At 66.6% G+C, this 16,520-nt stretch carries 17 protein-coding genes; 8 read left to right on the forward strand and 9 right to left on the reverse strand.

The genetic code is table 11. From position 1 onward, the window contains the following. From ACI8UR_RS03055 to ACI8UR_RS03075, 5 genes are all read right to left on the reverse strand, one after another. Entirely contained in the window at positions 1 to 915 is a 915-nt protein-coding gene (locus ACI8UR_RS03055; protein WP_415087541.1) for a haloalkane dehalogenase, read from the reverse strand. Between the two features lie 82 nt (positions 916 to 997). Beyond that, positions 998 to 1,456 (reverse strand): hypothetical protein, encoded by a 459-nt coding sequence (locus tag ACI8UR_RS03060; RefSeq protein WP_415087542.1) that lies wholly within the window; start codon positions 1,454 to 1,456, stop codon positions 998 to 1,000. A 34-nt stretch (positions 1,457 to 1,490) separates the two neighbouring features. After that, complete coding sequence (locus ACI8UR_RS03065; protein WP_411716261.1) at positions 1,491 to 2,708, reverse strand: MFS transporter; 1,218 nt, start codon at positions 2,706 to 2,708, stop codon at positions 1,491 to 1,493. Between the two features lie 57 nt (positions 2,709 to 2,765). Further along, on the reverse strand, positions 2,766 to 3,593 hold the full coding sequence (locus ACI8UR_RS03070; protein ID WP_411716260.1) for a mechanosensitive ion channel family protein: 828 nt from the start codon (positions 3,591 to 3,593) through the stop codon (positions 2,766 to 2,768). Then, a complete protein-coding gene (locus tag ACI8UR_RS03075) occupies positions 3,590 to 4,552 on the reverse strand; it encodes a hypothetical protein (RefSeq protein ID WP_411716259.1) in 963 nt (320 codons plus the stop codon). The genes ACI8UR_RS03070 and ACI8UR_RS03075 overlap by 4 nt, the downstream gene beginning before the upstream one ends. A 114-nt stretch (positions 4,553 to 4,666) precedes the next feature. Between ACI8UR_RS03075 and ACI8UR_RS03080 the strand changes: the two genes are divergently transcribed. Together ACI8UR_RS03080 and ACI8UR_RS03085 are read left to right on the forward strand one after the other, a co-directional pair. After that, the gene (locus tag ACI8UR_RS03080; RefSeq protein ID WP_415087543.1) at positions 4,667 to 6,172 is read left to right on the forward strand and encodes a hypothetical protein; all 1,506 of its coding nucleotides are present in this window, start codon (positions 4,667 to 4,669) and stop codon (positions 6,170 to 6,172) included. A 75-nt stretch (positions 6,173 to 6,247) separates the two neighbouring features. Further along, entirely contained in the window at positions 6,248 to 6,385 is a 138-nt protein-coding gene (locus tag ACI8UR_RS03085) for a hypothetical protein (RefSeq protein WP_411715201.1), read from the forward strand. A gap of 51 nt (positions 6,386 to 6,436) precedes the next feature. Here the strand turns inward: ACI8UR_RS03085 and ilvA are convergent, their stop codons facing one another. The 4 genes from ilvA to ACI8UR_RS03105 form a co-directional block, all read right to left on the reverse strand. Next, the gene (ilvA, locus tag ACI8UR_RS03090; RefSeq protein ID WP_411715200.1) at positions 6,437 to 7,645 is read right to left on the reverse strand and encodes a threonine ammonia-lyase; all 1,209 of its coding nucleotides are present in this window, start codon (positions 7,643 to 7,645) and stop codon (positions 6,437 to 6,439) included. Between the two features lie 232 nt (positions 7,646 to 7,877). After that, positions 7,878 to 8,723 carry an ABC transporter permease subunit gene (locus ACI8UR_RS03095; protein ID WP_411715199.1) on the reverse strand — a complete coding sequence of 282 codons (846 nt, stop codon included), beginning with the start codon at positions 8,721 to 8,723 and terminating at the stop codon, positions 7,878 to 7,880. Then, positions 8,720 to 9,628: an ABC transporter ATP-binding protein gene (locus tag ACI8UR_RS03100; RefSeq protein ID WP_411715198.1), complete on the reverse strand. Its 909-nt coding sequence runs from the start codon at positions 9,626 to 9,628 to the stop codon at positions 8,720 to 8,722. Before ACI8UR_RS03100 ends, ACI8UR_RS03095 begins: the two co-directional genes overlap by 4 nt. A gap of 56 nt (positions 9,629 to 9,684) precedes the next feature. Further along, positions 9,685 to 9,948 (reverse strand): hypothetical protein, encoded by a 264-nt coding sequence (locus ACI8UR_RS03105; RefSeq protein WP_411715197.1) that lies wholly within the window; start codon positions 9,946 to 9,948, stop codon positions 9,685 to 9,687. An 87-nt stretch (positions 9,949 to 10,035) separates the two neighbouring features. Here ACI8UR_RS03105 and ACI8UR_RS03110 point away from each other — a divergent pair, with 87 nt between their 5' ends. The 6 genes from ACI8UR_RS03110 (at position 10,036) to cbiG (ending at position 16,273) form a co-directional block, all read left to right on the forward strand. Next, positions 10,036 to 11,766 carry an excinuclease ABC subunit C gene (locus ACI8UR_RS03110; protein WP_411715196.1) on the forward strand — a complete coding sequence of 577 codons (1,731 nt, stop codon included), beginning with the start codon at positions 10,036 to 10,038 and terminating at the stop codon, positions 11,764 to 11,766. A gap of 49 nt (positions 11,767 to 11,815) precedes the next feature. Beyond that, on the forward strand, positions 11,816 to 12,955 hold the full coding sequence (locus tag ACI8UR_RS03115; RefSeq protein WP_411715195.1) for an SPFH domain-containing protein: 1,140 nt from the start codon (positions 11,816 to 11,818) through the stop codon (positions 12,953 to 12,955). A gap of 125 nt (positions 12,956 to 13,080) precedes the next feature. After that, positions 13,081 to 13,620: a precorrin-6Y C5,15-methyltransferase (decarboxylating) subunit CbiT gene (cbiT, locus tag ACI8UR_RS03120; RefSeq protein ID WP_411715194.1), complete on the forward strand. Its 540-nt coding sequence runs from the start codon at positions 13,081 to 13,083 to the stop codon at positions 13,618 to 13,620. Next, a complete protein-coding gene (locus tag ACI8UR_RS03125) occupies positions 13,617 to 14,381 on the forward strand; it encodes a cobalt-factor II C(20)-methyltransferase (protein ID WP_411715193.1) in 765 nt (254 codons plus the stop codon). Before cbiT ends, ACI8UR_RS03125 begins: the two co-directional genes overlap by 4 nt. Then, positions 14,374 to 15,300, forward strand: a complete 927-nt coding sequence (locus ACI8UR_RS03130) for a cobalt-precorrin-4/precorrin-4 C(11)-methyltransferase (RefSeq protein WP_411715192.1) — start codon at positions 14,374 to 14,376, stop codon at positions 15,298 to 15,300. The genes ACI8UR_RS03125 and ACI8UR_RS03130 overlap by 8 nt, the downstream gene beginning before the upstream one ends. A 1-nt stretch (position 15,301) precedes the next feature. Continuing rightward, complete coding sequence (gene cbiG, locus ACI8UR_RS03135) at positions 15,302 to 16,273, forward strand: cobalt-precorrin 5A hydrolase (protein ID WP_411715191.1); 972 nt, start codon at positions 15,302 to 15,304, stop codon at positions 16,271 to 16,273. Positions 16,274 to 16,520: the final 247 nt, after the last annotated feature.

Raw genomic sequence — 16,520 nt, forward strand, 5'->3', positions numbered from 1 at the left:
TTACCGCCGGTCGACGAACTCGACGATGTGCTCGGCACAGGCCTCGCCGGCCTCCTCCTGCAGGAAGTGGCCGGCGCCCTCTATCCACACGTCGGGTTCCTCGGACGCCGTGGGGACGAGGTCACGGAAACGGTCGCGATACTGGTTCGTGATGGGGTCGCTGTCGGAGAACAGCGCGAAGAAGGGTTTCTCCCACGTTTCGAGGTCATCGCGCAGTTGGGCGTGGCGGTCGGCGCCGGGCATGTCGGGGTTCTGCGGCACCATTGGCGGCCACGCGTAGGCGCCAGCCTTCGATTCCTCGTCGGGGAACGGCGCGTCGTAGCCTGCCTTCGCCTCCTCGGAGAGGTCGCTCACGCAGGCGCCGTCGATGACCCGGGCAGCGTCGAGTTCCTCCGCGGCGACGACCATGTTCTTGAAGTCGTGCCAGATGTCGGGGAGGGCGGTCTCGCCGTCCGTCAGGAGCGCGTTCATCGCGACGATGCGGTCGAAGCGCTCGGGCTGGTCGGAGACGGCGAAGGGAAGCCCGAGGATGCTGCCCCAGTCCTGGCAGACGAGCGTTACCGAATCGAGGTCGAGTGCCTCGACGAACGCTCGGAGCGTTCGGTAGTGGAGTTCGAAATCGTACGTGTCGGGGTCGGTGTACTTATCGGAGCGGCCGAAGCCGATGAAATCCGGGACGACGACGCGACCGCGGTCACGCAGGCGTGGAATCATCGTCCGGTAGAGGAACCCCCAGGTCGGCTCGCCGTGCAGACAGAGGAACGTCTCGTCAGCGTGGCCGCTGCCACGTTGGTCACCCGCAACATCAACGTAGGCCATCTCGGCGCCGTCGTCGGTGACTGTCACGCTGTCGGTCGGGTAGTCGTAGTCCGTGACGGCATCGAACCGCTCTTCTGGCGTGCTGATAAGTGCCATGCGGTAACGAGTTGTGACGGCCCCTCATAGAAGTGGGGGCAATCAGTATCCGGAAACGGCGACCGGCGGTTTCGGGGAGTGGCTACTCCGCCGTATCGTCCGACTCGGCGGCCGCCTCGTAGAGCGTCTGCCGGTCGTCGAAATACACCGGGGCGTCGTGTTCGCGCTCGAAGGTGACGACCCGCTGAAGCGCCGTCTCCCAGTCGTCGATTTCGGCGTCGAGCGTCTCCGCGAGTTCGAGATACTCCGCAGCGAGGTTCTGGAAGGCGGACATCCGGGCCTGCTTGGCCTCGACGATGGCCTGCTTCTCTTCGAGGTCGGATTCCAGCGTCTCGAGGTCGGAGACGTCGCGCGTTTCGGCGGGCTCCGCTGCTTCGGCGTGGGCTTCGAGCCCCGCCCGGACGTCGCCGATGTCCGTGTCGATCTCGTCCAGCAGCGCGTCGGCTTCCTCGCCGATGGTTTCAGCGCGGCCGGAGAGGAGGCCCGCCTGTATCCGACAGTATTCGATGAGTTCGTCGATGGTGAGCGGCTCGTCGGTCATAGTCGGATTTCACGCTCCACGCCGAAGGGCGTTGTCACGCTGGCTCGGGCGCGTACCACGCCAGAAGCGTTCCGAGCGCGCCGAGGGCGCCCGCAAGGAGGAAGGCGACGCCGTAGCCCGCGGTCTCGATGATGCGACCAGCGACAATGGGCGCGATGAACGCGCCAGCGAGACCGACGCTCGTGAGGAAGGCGACGGCCGTGGCAGCGACGCCGGGGTCGACCAGTTCGCGGACATACGCGAAGACGAGGCCGAGACAGAGCTGGATGGCGAAGCCGGCGACGAGCAGCGCCGCGACGACGACGGGCACGGTTTGGAGCAGCGTGAACCCGGCGATGACGGGCGTGGCGACGAGGAAGGAAAGCAACACGACCGGGCGGCGACGCCCGCCAAAGAAGGTATCGGAAAGGAGGCCCCCGGTCACCCGCGAGAGGACGCCGACCGCCGGGAACAGCGCCACGAGCGCGCCGCTGAGGGCGAGCGAGAGTTGGAGTTCCTCGGTGAGATACGACGGCGCCCAGCTGTTGACGAACAGGTACAGCGAGTAGCCGAGGAATCCGAGGAGGCCGACCGTCCAGACCCGGCGGTTCGTGACGACATCGCCGAGGTCGGACAGAATCGGCGCCGGCGTCCCCGTCGCGCGACCGCTGCCTCGACTCGGGAGCCAGAAGACTGCCAGCCCGACGACCGCGAGCGCGGTGTAAACCGGGAAGATGGCCGGCCAGCCGAACGCGTCGGCGACGATGGGGCCGGTGCCCTGCCCGATGGCGAAACCGAGGGGGCCGCTCGCGGTAAACGTCGCGACCGCCGTCCCCTGTCTGGCCGGGTCGAACGACCGGCCGACGATGTCGATGCCGGCGTTCCAGACGACGACGTAGGCGATTCCACCGAGCACGCGTGAGCCGACGAGCGACCAGAAATTGCCGGCACGGGCGGCCTGCAGGCCCCACAAGCCCGCAGCGACCAGCACGCCGACGGCGACGGCGACGGCGTATCGGGAGTTCGTCCGGTCGAGGACGATACCGGCGGGGATGCTGGCGACCACGGCGGTTCCGAACATCACGCTGACGAGCAGGCCCGCTCGCGACGCGCTGACGCCGAGGGAGTCCCGAATCAGCGGCGTGACGCTCGCCGGAACGAGTTCGTACGCACCGAGTGCGATAGAGAGGATGCTCGCACCCACCAGCAGTCCCCACCGGGCGCGCTCGCTCGACACGGTCGTTGTTGCGTGCGGGGCGGCTTCGTTCGACACACCAGGGTCGTTCAGGCCGACGCGGTATCAACGTATCGCGAGAGGAGCGAGGCGCTATCAGGAACGCTGCCCGCGCTCGGTCGAGAGACCGGGAACCTCCGGCGTCTCGATGCCGCGCTTCTCGAACGCTTCGAGCGACCGCTCGGTCACGTCGGAGGCGAACGCCATCTCGTCGCGGAGGTCTGCGACGTAGGCCTTCCCGCGGATGGTGCGGTAATACTCCTCGTCGCGGACGCGAACCGCGACGGGGCGGTTCTTGTCGACGTAGACGTACGGCGAAGTGACGATGGCGTCCTCGACGATTGCTTTCGCGCTGTCGATATCGGCGCCGGGGGCGACGGCGAGGTCGACGACGACCATCATCTCCGGGGCGCCGGAATTGGCGTTGGCGACGTTCGAGGTGAAGAGGGCGTCGTTGGGAACGACGATGGCCGTATCGTCCGGCGTTTGCAGCGTCGTCGAGCGAAGCCCGATGGCGGTCACCTCGCCGTAGTCGTCGCCGACACGCACCTTGTCGCCGACCTGATACGGCTTCTCGAAGATGATGACGAGGCCGCCGACGATGCCCGCAAAGAGGTCTTTGAGGCCGAACCCGATCGCCGCGCCGATGAGCCCCGAGACGGCGAGCACCTGGGCAGCCGTCAACTCGAGCAGGGGGACGAACACCACGTAGACGGCCCCGGCGTACACGACGAGCTTCAGAATCGGGCCGAACATCTTGATGGTGATACGGCGGGTCGGGCTCCGATCTGCGGCCGCCGACAGCAGGAACGTGATGACCCTGACGAGCACGTACGCGCCGATGAACACCGCGACGGCGCTCAAAAGCAGCGCGGGGTCGAGGACGCGTTCGACCTCCTCGACGCCAGCCTGTGCGAGCCTCACAGTATCCGCCCCCGTTCGGTTATCTTGGCCACGGTCGGCACCGCGGCGGGGTCGAGCTGCACCACGCCGTTCGACACGGTGACGAAGCCGGCGCGGGTGAATCGCCCGAGCAATCGGTCGAAGCGGTCGCCGATGCGGTCGGAAAGCGTCGACCGTGCGACGCGCTCCGTTGCGAGAATGATGCGCAGACAGAACGCTGCCTCACGGTCGAACGTCTCGTCAGTCGTCGGCACCTCGAGGGCACTCGGGCGGAGGATTTCGGCGTCGTGGTGGCGCTTCCACAGTGCGAGTGCGGTGCCCGGATCGCCGTTCGAGAGGTCGGCGAGCCGTTCGAAGACGGCATCACTCGGGTCGGGGCGGTCGGCGCGGCGGGCCTCGATGGCCTCGCGGTTCGGCATCGGCACCGAGACGGTTCGACCTGTCGACCCGAGCGATATCTCCTGGGTCATCAGGAGGGCCTCGTCGAGTTCGTCGCGTCGGAACTCCGGCAGCGACGCCTCCTTAGAACGGATGAACTCGAGCAGTTGGGTCGCCGACAGCCCCTCGACGTCCGTTCGGGTCGAAAACGCCGTCTCGATGTCGCGAACCGCGTCGAGATACGACCACGCGTAGCTGTTCCAGCCGGTGACGACCGGCACATCGGCGGTGGCAAGCGCGTCGAGAACGGACGAAAGCGGCTCGAAGCCACCGACGCTGCGAGTGTAAAGCTGGTGGCAATCGTCGACGACGAGCGGGCCGTCGCCGAGTGCCGCCTCGACTGCGTCGGCGCCGGTGTTCTGGTCGAGGCGAACGCGAGTCGCATCGAGGCGTGTTTCGGCGCGGTCGAGCACCGTCTCGCGGCCACCGTAGGGGTCGCCGACGACGGCAAGCGGCCCGGCTGTCGGGTCGGAGAGGGCCGCCTCGAACGGTTCGTGAGCCTCACCGAGCAGCGTTTCGGCGTCGAGCGGCGTGTCCGTCATCCTACTATCTCGGCTCCTGTCGGCCCGTTCGCGGCGGCTCCAATTATATCCACAGGCTCGGACGGGGGGTTCGACCCACACGTTTCAACACCGATGCCGGCGTGATGTGTGGGTATGAAGGCCTCAGAACTCGCGGCGCAGGTGCAGGAGGCACTGGACATCGACGGGTCGGAGTTCGCGTCGCGGGTCGACGAGGAGGTCGAAGCGCTGCGGGAGGAGATAGCCGACGGAACCTTCGACAACCCCCAGGCCATCGTCGGCCTCGAATGCGAGTTCTACGCCGTCAACGCCGAAACGGACGCCCTCATGCGCGTCCCGCGGCGGCTGCTCGAATACATCGGCTTCGAGAAGGAACTCGGATTGCACAACGCCGAGCTGTCGACCCAGCCGCAGCCGCTCTCGCCGTATGGCCTCCGGGCCCAGGAGGCGGAGGTGCAGGCGAAGCTCGACGCCGCCCAACAGGAGGTCGCTCGCGAGGGGATGTCGCTCGTCAGCGACGGCATGTGGACGGTGCCACCCATCGGCGAGACGGCCTCGCAGTATCTCACCGACAGTATCGAAGAGGGCGGCATCCGGATGGCGACGAACATGTCGGCAGCCGTCCGGTACCACGCGATGGCGAACACGGCGTACGGCGCGGAGCTGCGACTGGAGGCCCCGCACGTCTCGCTGGCCGCGGACACGGTGATGCCGGAGAGCCTCATCACGTCGATTCAGCCCCACTACCAGGTGTCACACGCCCACGACCTGCCGGAGAAGTTCCGGTATGCGCTACGAATCGCGGGGCCGCTGCTCGCCATGTCAGTCAATTCGCCGTTCTTCCCACCCGACCTCTACAACGCCAGTCCGGACGACATCCTCACGGAGTGCTGGATGGAGAATCGGGTGCCGGTGTTCGAGTCGGTGCTCAATCCCGCCGACAGCGAGAAGGTGACGTTCCCGAAAGACATCGACGACATCGACCAGGCGCTGGCGCGGGTCGCAGACGACGAGACCGTCGTGCCTGCGCTGCTGGACTCGTGGGGGCGGTTCGACGATGAGTTCGTCCACTTTCGGCAGAAACACGGGAGCTTCTGGCGGTGGGTTCGGCCCGTGTTCGACGGGCCAACACGGGAGGCAGCCAACGCCCGCATCGAGTTCCGGCCGCTCCCGGCCCAGCCGACGGCCCACGACACCGTCTCGTTGCTTGCGGTGTTCGCCGGCCTGCTTGAGAGTCTCCCGCGGCGCGAACACCCGATTTACGACCAGGACTGGGCAACCGCTCGCGAGAACTTCTACGCGGCCGTTCGTGACGGCCTCGACGCCGAACTGCGGTGGATTACCGCCGACGGGCTGGAGACGACCGATACCGAGGAGCTCTACGCCGAGCTGTTCGAGCTCGCCCGCGACGGCCTAGAGCTTCGAGGATTGGACGCCGAGGAGGCGAACCGCTACATCCAGCCGCTCAGAGAGCGCGTCGATCGCCGGGTGACGCCCGCACGCTGGAAACACGAGCAGGTCGCCGAGGCCGTCGGGCGCGGCGAGCCGTTCCCACAGGCAGTGTGGGGAATGCAGGCCGAATACATCGATAACCAGTCCGAGACGCTCATCGAAGGGTCGTTCGTCGACTGGCTTCCGTGACCGCACGGCAGGTATTGCCGGAACTGCACTAACATTCATGAGGTTTATTACTGTGGAGTTTTGACGTGTAGGTAGATGACGAACGACGAAATCGAGCCGATGGTTCCGGTGATGCCTCGACAAACGTCCACCGACACGCTCCGCGCCGACGGCGGCGCCCCGAAGCGCTACGACGAACTCGAGGTAACCGCACCGCTCGTCCCCCAGTTCTGAATCGGCTCGTTCTTCGCTGTGTTTTCACACTCGGGAGTCGCACCGCCCGGTTCAGACCAACACGTCGACTTCGTAGCCCTCGGCTTCCAGGGCGTTGAGCAATTCCAGAACGTGTTCGTGGCCCCGCGTTTCGAGGTCGAGTTCGACCTCGGCGGCGTTCATCGCGATATCCTTCGAGGCGCGGTCGTGCTCGATGGCGTAGATGTTGGTACGGTAGTCGGCGAGCAGGTCGACCAGATCCTGGAGAGCACCGGGACGGTCTTTGAGCACCGTCCGGATGCGGAGGAACCGGCCGCGCTCGACGAGCCCGCGCGTGATAACGGTCGTGAGGACGTTGAGGTCGATGTTGCCGCCGCAGAGGGCCGGGACGATGGTCTCGCCGTCCTCGTACTCGAAGCGCTCTTCGAGGACGGCCGCAAGCGGGACGGCACCAGCGCCTTCGACGAGCGTTTTCGAACGCTCCAAGAGCGAGGTGACCGCGTTCGCGATTTCGGGGTCGGTAACGGTGACGACCTCGTCGACGCGCTCTTCGATGACCTCGAACGTCTGGTCGCCGACCTTGCGGGTGGCGATGCCGTCCGCAATGGTGTCGACGGAGTCGCGCTCGACGACCGAGCCCTTCTGGAGGGATTCGGCGACGCTCGAGGCGCCCTCTGCCTGCACGCCGACGACGCGGGCGTCCGTCTTGGCTTTCACTGCGGTCGCGATGCCGGCGATGAGGCCGCCGCCGCCGATGGGAACGACGACCGTGTCGACGCCCGGGCATTCCTCGACGATTTCGAGGCCGATGGTTCCCTGCCCGGCCATCACAGCGGGGTCGTCGAAGGCGTGGACGTACGTTCGGTTCTCCTCACGCTCGATTTCGTGGGCGCGCTCGGCGGCCGTGTCGTAGTCGACGCCGTGGAGGACGACCTCGGCGCCGTACTCGCGGGTCGCGTTGATCTTCGAGATGGGCGCGTACTCCGGCATGACGATGGTGGCGTCGACGCCGGCTCGCGTGGCCGCCAGAGCGACGCCTTGGGCGTGATTGCCGGCGCTTGCGGTGACGACGCCGGCCTCGCGTTCGGTCTCGTCGAGCAGCGCGATCTTGTTCGTCGCACCGCGAATCTTGAACGAGCCGGTGCGCTGGAAGTTCTCGAGTTTCAGATGGACGTCGGCGTCGGTGCGCTTCGAGAACGTGTTTGAGTATTCGAGCGGCGTGTCCCGCGCCGTCTGGGCGACGCGGTCGCGGGCCGCGGTCACGTCCGCGAGTTCGAGCATGAACACAACTACTCCGGCGTGGGTGGTATGCCTTCCGACGAGCGCCGCCGCTGGGCGGTGTCGGTCAGAAAGGGGAAGGAGCGTGTGCAACTGGATTTGGGGGAGGTAGCATCATAAAACCCGTGCATGCGGACTGAAAGTATAATCGCAAGAGGGAAGCAGGGTGAAACTGGTGTCAGACGGTCGTTCGACGGCTGGCCGACAGCTCGGGCGGCAAAAAAAAGCACTCAGCCTACAGGTCTACCGATTCGAAGCGGAGGTAGCCGACCGCAAGCGGCACGAAGATCCAGATGGCGAGGACGATGAAGCCGAACCACGGTTCGAGGTAGAATGAATCGGCGGCCTGCTGGGCCTGCTGGGCCTGTTGGCTGTCGGAGACGCGGTTGAGAAGCCACCGGGTCGCCTGGCTGTAGGCGTTCGTCGGGTTCAAGACGAAGACGACTTCGGCCCAGTCCGGCGGCGCCTGGCCGATTCCGGGCCGCTCGAAGCCGTTAGCGGCGTACAGCAGGATGCGGATGACGAACGTCCAGGCGTACTGGAAGAGGACGAAGATGCCGAACGACCCGAGCGCGGCCGGGAACGTCGAGGCGGTGAACGCCGAGACGCTCACGGCGATGCTGACGAACACCAGGGCCAAAAGGAGCGTCGACAACATGTACGCGAAGAAGACGTTGATGTCGAAGCCGCTGTCGAAGGCGGCGGCGCTGGCGATCAACATCGCGAGGAAGCCGATGACGACGGCCAGTCCCACGACGGCCGAGCGGCCGAGGAACTTTCCAATGACGATGTCGCTTCGGGAGTTCGGTAGCGACAACAGCAGTTTCAGGCTTCCGCTCTCCAGTTCGCCCGCGATGGCCCGGTAGGAGACCGCGATGGCGATGATGGGGACGAACGTCCCCGTTGCGAGCAGCATCAATTGGAGAATCAGCCCGAGGGCATCCCCGCCGGCGAGGCCGAGCGCGGAGCCACCGGCGACGCCGCCGACGGTGAACAGCACGAACAGAACAGCGACGCCAATCATCAGCCGCGAGCGAATCGCGTCGTGGAAATCCTTCTCGGCGACGGCCAGCCAGCTCATGCATTCCCCTCCGTGTAGGCGGCGAAGAGGTCTTCGAGCGGCGCTTCCTCCGTCGAGAAGTCGGATACCGTCGCGCCGAGAGCCTCCAGCTCAGAGATGACGTCCATCTTCGATTCGCTGTCGCAGGCGACCCGGAGCGTCGTGCCGTCGACAGTCACGTCGGAGACGCCCTCCATGCTCTTCAGCCGGTGGGCCACGTCGTCCGGCACCTGGTCGACCTCGACGACGAGCGTCGAGCCGCCAGCGACGTTCTCACGGAGCCCGTCGATGGTGTCGACGGCGACGAGTTCGCCCTCACGGATGATGCCGACGCGGTCACAGACGGATTCGACCTGTCCGAGGATGTGACTGGAGAAGAAGACCGTCGCGCCGTTTTCGGCCTCCTGTTCGACGATGTTCCGGAGTTCGCGGGCGCCGTTGGGGTCGAGCCCCGAGGAGGGTTCGTCGAGGATGAGGAGGTCGGGGTCGCCGACGAGCGCCATCGCGAGCGCGAGGCGCTGTCGCATTCCGGTCGAGAAGCCACCGGCCTTCCGGTCGGCGGCGTCCTCCAGTCCGACCCGTTCGAGCAGCGGGTAAGGGTCGTCGTCCGCCTCTTTCGAGTCGATGGCGAACTCCAGATGTTCACGAGCGGTGAGCCGCTCGTAGAGGTCGAACCCCTCCGGGAGGACGCCGGTTCGCTCCCGGACGGCAACACTCTCCTCGCGCGCGTCGTGTCCGAGGATGCGGGCAGTGCCCGAATCCGGCCGGACGAAATCGAGGATGATGTTGATGGTGGTCGACTTCCCGGCCCCGTTCGGGCCAAGGAAGCCGAATATCTCGCCTTCCTCGACATCAAGGTCGACGCCGCGCAATGCCTGCACGTCGCCAAACGACTTCTGTACGTCGTCCAATTCGATAGCGGCCATATCGATACCGGCTTCAAACCGACGGATTATAGGCCTTGAGGCTTTCTTGCGGCGTGTTAGATAGGGTCATTCGGGTCGTAGTCGGTCCGAACACGCTCGACCTCGGTGGCGTAGCGCTCCCGCGTCGCCTCGTCGTCGACCGGCTCCAGTTGGTCGGGGTCGGCCTCGATAGCTGCCGTCACGGTCGTCCGTTGCAGCATCGTCGAGGCGAGTTCTTTCCGGCGTCTTCGGTCGCCCTCCGGCGTCGCGTACACGAGTACGACGATGTCGCGGTCGGTGTAGGTGCGCTCGACGAGCCACAGCTGCTCCGTGTCGGTCATTGCTGTCTTTGAGGCTGCGGGCGGTTTGTACGTGGCGCTCCGGGGTGAACGCGTCACGCTGATACCGCTTCACGACTAGACACGGACATGGACGCGGGTGCGGTGCGGGAGCGCGCGAACGGCTTGCCACGGGAGCCTGGCGTCTACCAGTTCGAGGCGGACGAGCGGGTGCTCTACGTCGGCAAGGCCGTCGACCTTCGTGACCGGGTACGCTCCTATGCTGACCCGCACAGCGAGCGAATCCGACGGATGGTCGAGGCCGCAGAACGCGTCGATTTCGCCGTCACGGATACGGAGACACAGGCGCTTTTGCTCGAAGCCAACCTCATCAAGCGCCACCAGCCGCGGTACAACGTCCGACTCAAGGACGACAAATCCTACCCGCTGGTGCAGTTGACCGACCACGAGTTCCCGCGCATCGAGGTGACGCGCGACCCGGACGACGGCGCGACCGTCTTCGGCCCGTTCACGAACAAGGGGCGGGTCGAAGCAGTCGTCAAAGCGCTCCGGGAGACGTACGGGCTTCGGGGCTGTTCCGACCACAAATACGCCAACCGCGACCGGCCGTGTCTCGACTACGAGATGGGGCTGTGCACGGCGCCCTGTACCGACGAAATCAGCACAGAGGCGTACCTCGAAGACACGGAATCTGCCGTCCGGTTCCTTGAGGGCGAGACGGGCGTGCTCGCGGAACCGATCCGGCGGCGGATGGAAACCGCTTCCCAGGAGCAGGCATTCGAGCGGGCCGCCGCACTGCGCGACAAACTCGACGCCGTCGAGGCGTTCCACGAGGGCGGCGGAGCGGCCGTCATCAGCCGAGAGGAGGAGCGCGTCGACGTCCTCGGAGTGGCCGTCGAGGGCGATTCCGCGACGGTCGCCCGCCTGCACAGCGAGGACGGCAAACTGGTCGACCGTGAGCGCCACCGTGTCGATGCCCCGGACGGCGAAGAGCGCGTGGCTGCGGTGCTTTCGGCGTTCATTCCGCAGTTCTACGCCGACCGGACGCTCCCTGATGCGTTGCTTCTGCCAGAGGATCACGGCGACGAGAAACTGGCTGGCTGGCTCGACGCGGAGGGGGTCGCCGTCCGCGTGCCGGGGGCCGGCCGGGAAGCAACGCTCGTTGAGCTGGCGCTGAAAAACGCCCGCAGGAAGGCCGGCGAGACGGACGGTGCGGCGGCGCTCGCGCGACGCCTCGGCATCGACCGCCCCGAACGCATCGAGGGGTTCGACGTCAGCCACGCCCAGGGGAAAGCTGTCGTCGGGAGCGACGTGACCTTCGCCGACGGGTCGCCGGAGACGGGCGCGTACCGCCGGAAGAAACTCGAGGAGACCAACGACGACTACGCGAACATGCGCGCGCTGGTGTGCTGGCGGGCGCTCCGGGCCATCGAGGGCCGGGACGACCGCCCCGACCCCGACCTGCTGCTCATCGACGGCGGCGAAGGGCAGTTGGGCGCCGCCCGCGACGCCCTCGCGGAGACCGGCTGGGACGTGCTGGCCATCGCCCTGGCGAAAGACGAAGCGCTCGTCATCACCGACAGCGGTGTCCACGATTGGGACGGCGACGACCCGGCGCTTCATCTCCTCCAGCGCGTGCGCGATGAGGCCCACCGCTTCGCCGTCCAGTACCACCAGACCGTCCGCGATGCGGTATCGACGCCCCTCGACGACGTGGCTGGCGTCGGGCCCGAACTCCGGAACCGGCTGCTCCGGCGGTTCGGCAGCGTCGACGGCATCCGGGCCGCCTCCCACGAGGAGTTGGCGAGCATCGACGGCGTGGGCGACGCGACGGCCGAGGCTATCGACCGGGCACTCTGAGGCGTGCTGGCGGCGTGGGTTGAAGTGTGAACGCGCCTAACGAGGGTGTATGTCGGACAGCGTCGCTCGGGAACTCGGCCGCGAGAGCGCGGGCACCTCCGCGCGTGTCCTCGTCACCATGATCGCGCTGTTGACGGTCGGCGGCGCCGTCTGGCTCGACCTCATCGACGTCAGTCCGGGGCTCATTGCCGGCATCGCGCTGCTCGCCATCGCTATCTCGGCCGTCTTCAGCGCCATCGAAATCGTCGAAGCCTACGAGAAGCGGGCGCTGACGGTGTTCGGCGAGTACCGGCGGCCGCTCGACCCCGGTATCCACCTCGTCCCGCCGTTCGTCTCGCGGGCGTACCGCTTCGATATGCGCACGCAGACGATGGACGTGCCGCGCCAGGAGGCCATCACTGGGGACAACTCGCCGGTCACGGCCGACGCCGTCGTCTACATCAAGGTGATGGACGCAAAGCGGGCGTTCCTCGAGGTGGACGACTACAAGAACGCCGTCTCGAATCTCGCACAGACGACGTTGCGGGCGGCGCTCGGCGACATGGAACTGGACGAGACGCTCAGCCAGCGTGAGAAGATCAACGAGCGCATTCGCCGGGAACTCGAGGGGCCGACGGACGAGTGGGGCGTCCGCGTCGAGGCCGTCGAGGTTCGCGAGGTGAACCCCTCTCCGGAAGTTCAGAGTGCGATGGAGCAACAGACCGCCGCGGAACGCCGGCGGCGGGCGATGATTCTGGAAGCGGAGGGGGAGCGCCGCTCCGCCATCGAGCGTGCGGAGGGTGACAAGCAGTCGAACATCATCGAAGCCCAGGGTGAAAAACAGAGTCAGATTCTGGAAGCACAGGGAGACTCTATCTCGACGGTGCTGCGGGCGAAATCCGCCGAGTCGATGGGGGAACGGGCCATCATCGAGCGTGGCATGGAATCGCTCGAAGAGATCGGCACCAGCCCCTCGACGACGTACGTCCTCCCGCAGGAACTCACCTCGCTGCTCTCACGGTACGGGAACCATCTCACGGACGGCGTGGGCGGTGACGGGCCGAGCCTCGAATCGCTCGATTTCGACGCGGAGACCCAGGAACTGCTCGGCCTCGACGACATCGATGCCATCGCCACCGGCAACGGCGCCGGCGACATGGACTTCGAGATGGAGACGGCGGACATCGAACGAGACGCGGCCGACGAGTAGCGGCCCCCTTCTCCGAGCGTTCGACCGGGTAGCGGCAGCTATACAACTCAACCACCCTGTTTCTAAACCAAACTTTACTTAGAACAAGCACAATTGTTTTACCGCCTGCTGTAGTTGTACTTCGCATGGCACGCATAGCGCTTCCACACGACGCGAAGGCCGGGCCGACGAAGCCGGAGGTTCGGTCGGTGACGCTGGGGAAGTTGGAACTCGGTGCGGGCGACCACTTCGTCGAGGTCGGCTCCTGTACCGGCGCGGTGACGATAGAGGCCGCCCGACAGGCTGGCCGCGTGACGGCACTGGAGCGGAACGGCGAGCGACTGGAGACCACCCGCAAGAACCTCGCCGCGAACAACATTGATGGGATCGAACTCATCGAGGGTGAAGCGCCCGAGAAGTTACCCGACGACGCGGACGCGCTCTTCTTGGGCGGCTCGCGTAACTACGAGGCCGTCCTCGACCACGCCGCCGAGACGGACGTCGACCGCATCGTGATGAACGTCTCGCGGCTCGAGATTGCCGGTGACGCCGTCCGAGCGTTCCAGGAGCGCGGCCTCTTCGAGGAAATCGTCCAGGTGCAGGTCTCGACGGGGTATCAGCTCGCCGGCGCGACGAGCTTCAACTCGGACAACCCCGTCTACGTGGTCGTCGGGGGTGCGACATGACGCTGTACGGCGTCGGGCTCGGGCCCGGCGACGCGGGACTCATCACGGTTCGCGGCCGCGAGGTACTCGAGAACGCCGACGTGGTCTACACTCCCGGACGCCTCTCACGGAGCGTCGCCCTGGAATACGTCGAGGAGTCCCAGCTCGGCGACCTCGATTTCCCGATGACCCGCGACGAGGACGAACTTCGCCGGGCCTGGAAAGCCGCCGCGGAGGAGGTCGCCCCGGTCGCCGCCGAAGGCACCGCCGCCTTCGTCACGCTCGGCGACCCGAACGTCTACTCGACGTTCGGCCATCTGCGCCGGACGCTCGACCGATTCCACCCCGAGGTCGACCTCGAAGTGGTACCGGGCGTCTCGACGGTGACGGCCTTCGCGACGGCGCTCGACGTCGAAATCACGGCCGGCTCCGACCTCGTGCTCCGGGAGGCCGCGAACGGCGCCGCCCCGGTCGGGCCGAATCGGCTCGTACTGTTCAAGGTGACCGACGTACCCACGACCCACGAGAAACTGGTTGAGGCGGGCTACGATGTCACCTACGGCCGGCGACTGTTCATGGACGGCTACGAGACAGTCGTGACGGACGACGCCGACCGACTCGACGAACGGGATTACTACACCATCGCCTACGCCGAGAAGCCGGGTGTCGGCGAGGAGCCGGCGACCGCCGCGTTCGGCCAGGAAACGACCGCAGACGGCGGCATCGCCGCAGAGGAACTGGCGGCCGCCGAATCCGCAGGAGACGAGATACACCATGAGTGATACCGATACCGACCCGCAGGCGGCTATCGACGCCGAGCGGGCCAGACTGGCCGACGAACGCGACGACCGCATCGACGACCACAACGCTGGCGACGAACAGGAGGGCATCCCCTTCGTCGGCGCCGGGCCGGGCAATCCCCGACTTTTGACCGTCGCCGGCCGAGAGCTGCTGGCCGACGCCGACCTCGTCGTCCACGCCGGCTCCCTGGTCAACAGCGAACTCCTGGATGAGTTCTGTTCCCACGCCGAACTCGTCAACAGCGTCGGCAAAGACCTCGAAGAGCTGATCCCGCTAATGGCAGATGCCTACGAGGAGGGCCGGGAGGTCGTCCGCCTCCACAGCGGCGACCCAGCCATCTACGGCGCCGCACTGGAGCAGATGGACGCCCTGGAACACGAGGGCGTCCCCACCTACCTCGTGCCGGGCGTCACCTCGGCGTTCGCCGCCAGCGCAACGTTGCGGACGCAGTTGACGCTGAACGGCGTCGCGAACCACGTCGCGTTCACGCGCCCGCAGGGCAAGACGCTCGATCCCGAGGACGACCACATCGCGGAGTTCGTCGGCAAGGGCGACGTGACGACCTGTATCTACCTCGGCACTCACGCCATCCCGGAGACGATGGAGCGACTGCTCGAGGAGGGCATCGACCCCGAAACGCCCGTGGCGGTCATCTATCACGCCTCCTGGCCGGACGAGGATGTCATGGAGGGGACGGTCGCCACTATCGGCGGCGTCGTCGAGGAGGCGGGCTACCGCGCCTCGGCGATGGTCGTCATCGGCGGGGCGGCACGGGGCGCCAGCGACGAGAGCTACGAGCGGTCGTATCTGTACGACGGGTGGGCCAACGGGGATCGGCGGGCGGACGAGCCCGCCGAGTCCGAATCGAGCCAAAGCGACACCGCGGAGGGAGACGACTGACATGAGCACCGACAACGATTCCAACGACAGCGGCGGCGGGCACTGCTCGACACCTGATTCGGATGGCGAGGTCGCAGCGGAGATCGCCATCATCAGCTTCGAGCGGAAACTGCCCGTCGCGGAAGACATCGAGGACGAACTGGCTGACGACTACGAACGCATCGACATCATCGAATACCACGGCGACGTGTTCGAGGAGCACTGGGGCGAGTACGACTGCTTCGTCGGGCTGATGGCCTCGGGCATCGCGATGCGGAAGACCGCGGGCCTGCTCGACGACAAGTGGGACGACCCCGCACTGGTCGTCGTCGACGAGGAACTGACGTGGGCTATCCCGATTACGGGCGGCCACCACGGCGCGAATCAGGTCGCACACGACCTCTCGCGGATGGGCGCCGTCCCGGCGATGACGACGGCGAGCGAGGCGGCCGGCAAACAGGGCATCGAGTCGAAGGCGAAGGCGCTCGACAGCCACGTCGTCAACGGCGATTCGACGGTGGCGACGAACCTCGCCGTTCTGAACGACGAACTCGACGCCGTCGAACGGCTGGACGGCCCACGCGCCGTCCTCGTCGGCGACGACGTGACCGTCATGAAGCGGAACACCGACGGCGTCGTGCTCGGGACGGGCACCGTCGACGGCGTGAAGAAATCGCAGGTGCTCGACGCCTGGGAGGCGGCGCTCGATGCTCTCGACCTCGATTTCTCGGACGTCGAGTTCGTCGCGACCGCAACCCGAAAGGAAGGTGAGGAGGGCCTCTACGAGGCCGCCCAGGAAATCGACGCCGGCGTCGTGCTGTTCGAGAAGGAGACGCTGCTCGACCACGAGGGGCCGACGCCCTCGCGGGCGAAGGAACTCATCGGCTGGCCCGGCATTGCCGAGGCGTCGGCGATTGCGGGCGGTCGCGATCACGAACTGGCCCGTGAGAAAGAGCGCTTCGACGAGGCCGTGACGGTGGCGGTCGGGGAATGAGCTGCGAGGACGAGCGGAGCGAGGCCTCGGCTTGTGCGAGCGGTGACGCAGGAACCGCGAGCTGCGAGACCGACCGCAGGGAGGTCTCGGAATGAACGAGCGGGGAGCGGAGCGATCCGCGAGCTGCGAGGACGAGCGGAGCGAGGCCTCGGCTTGTGCGAGCGGTGACGCAGGAACCGCGAGCAGCGAGACCGACCGCAGGGGGGTCTCGAAATGAGCGACCGCAGTGGCGGCGAAACCGATGCCG

This window comes from Natronomonas sp., assembly GCF_047616845.1.
GTDB lineage: Archaea > Halobacteriota > Halobacteria > Halobacteriales > Haloarculaceae > Natronomonas.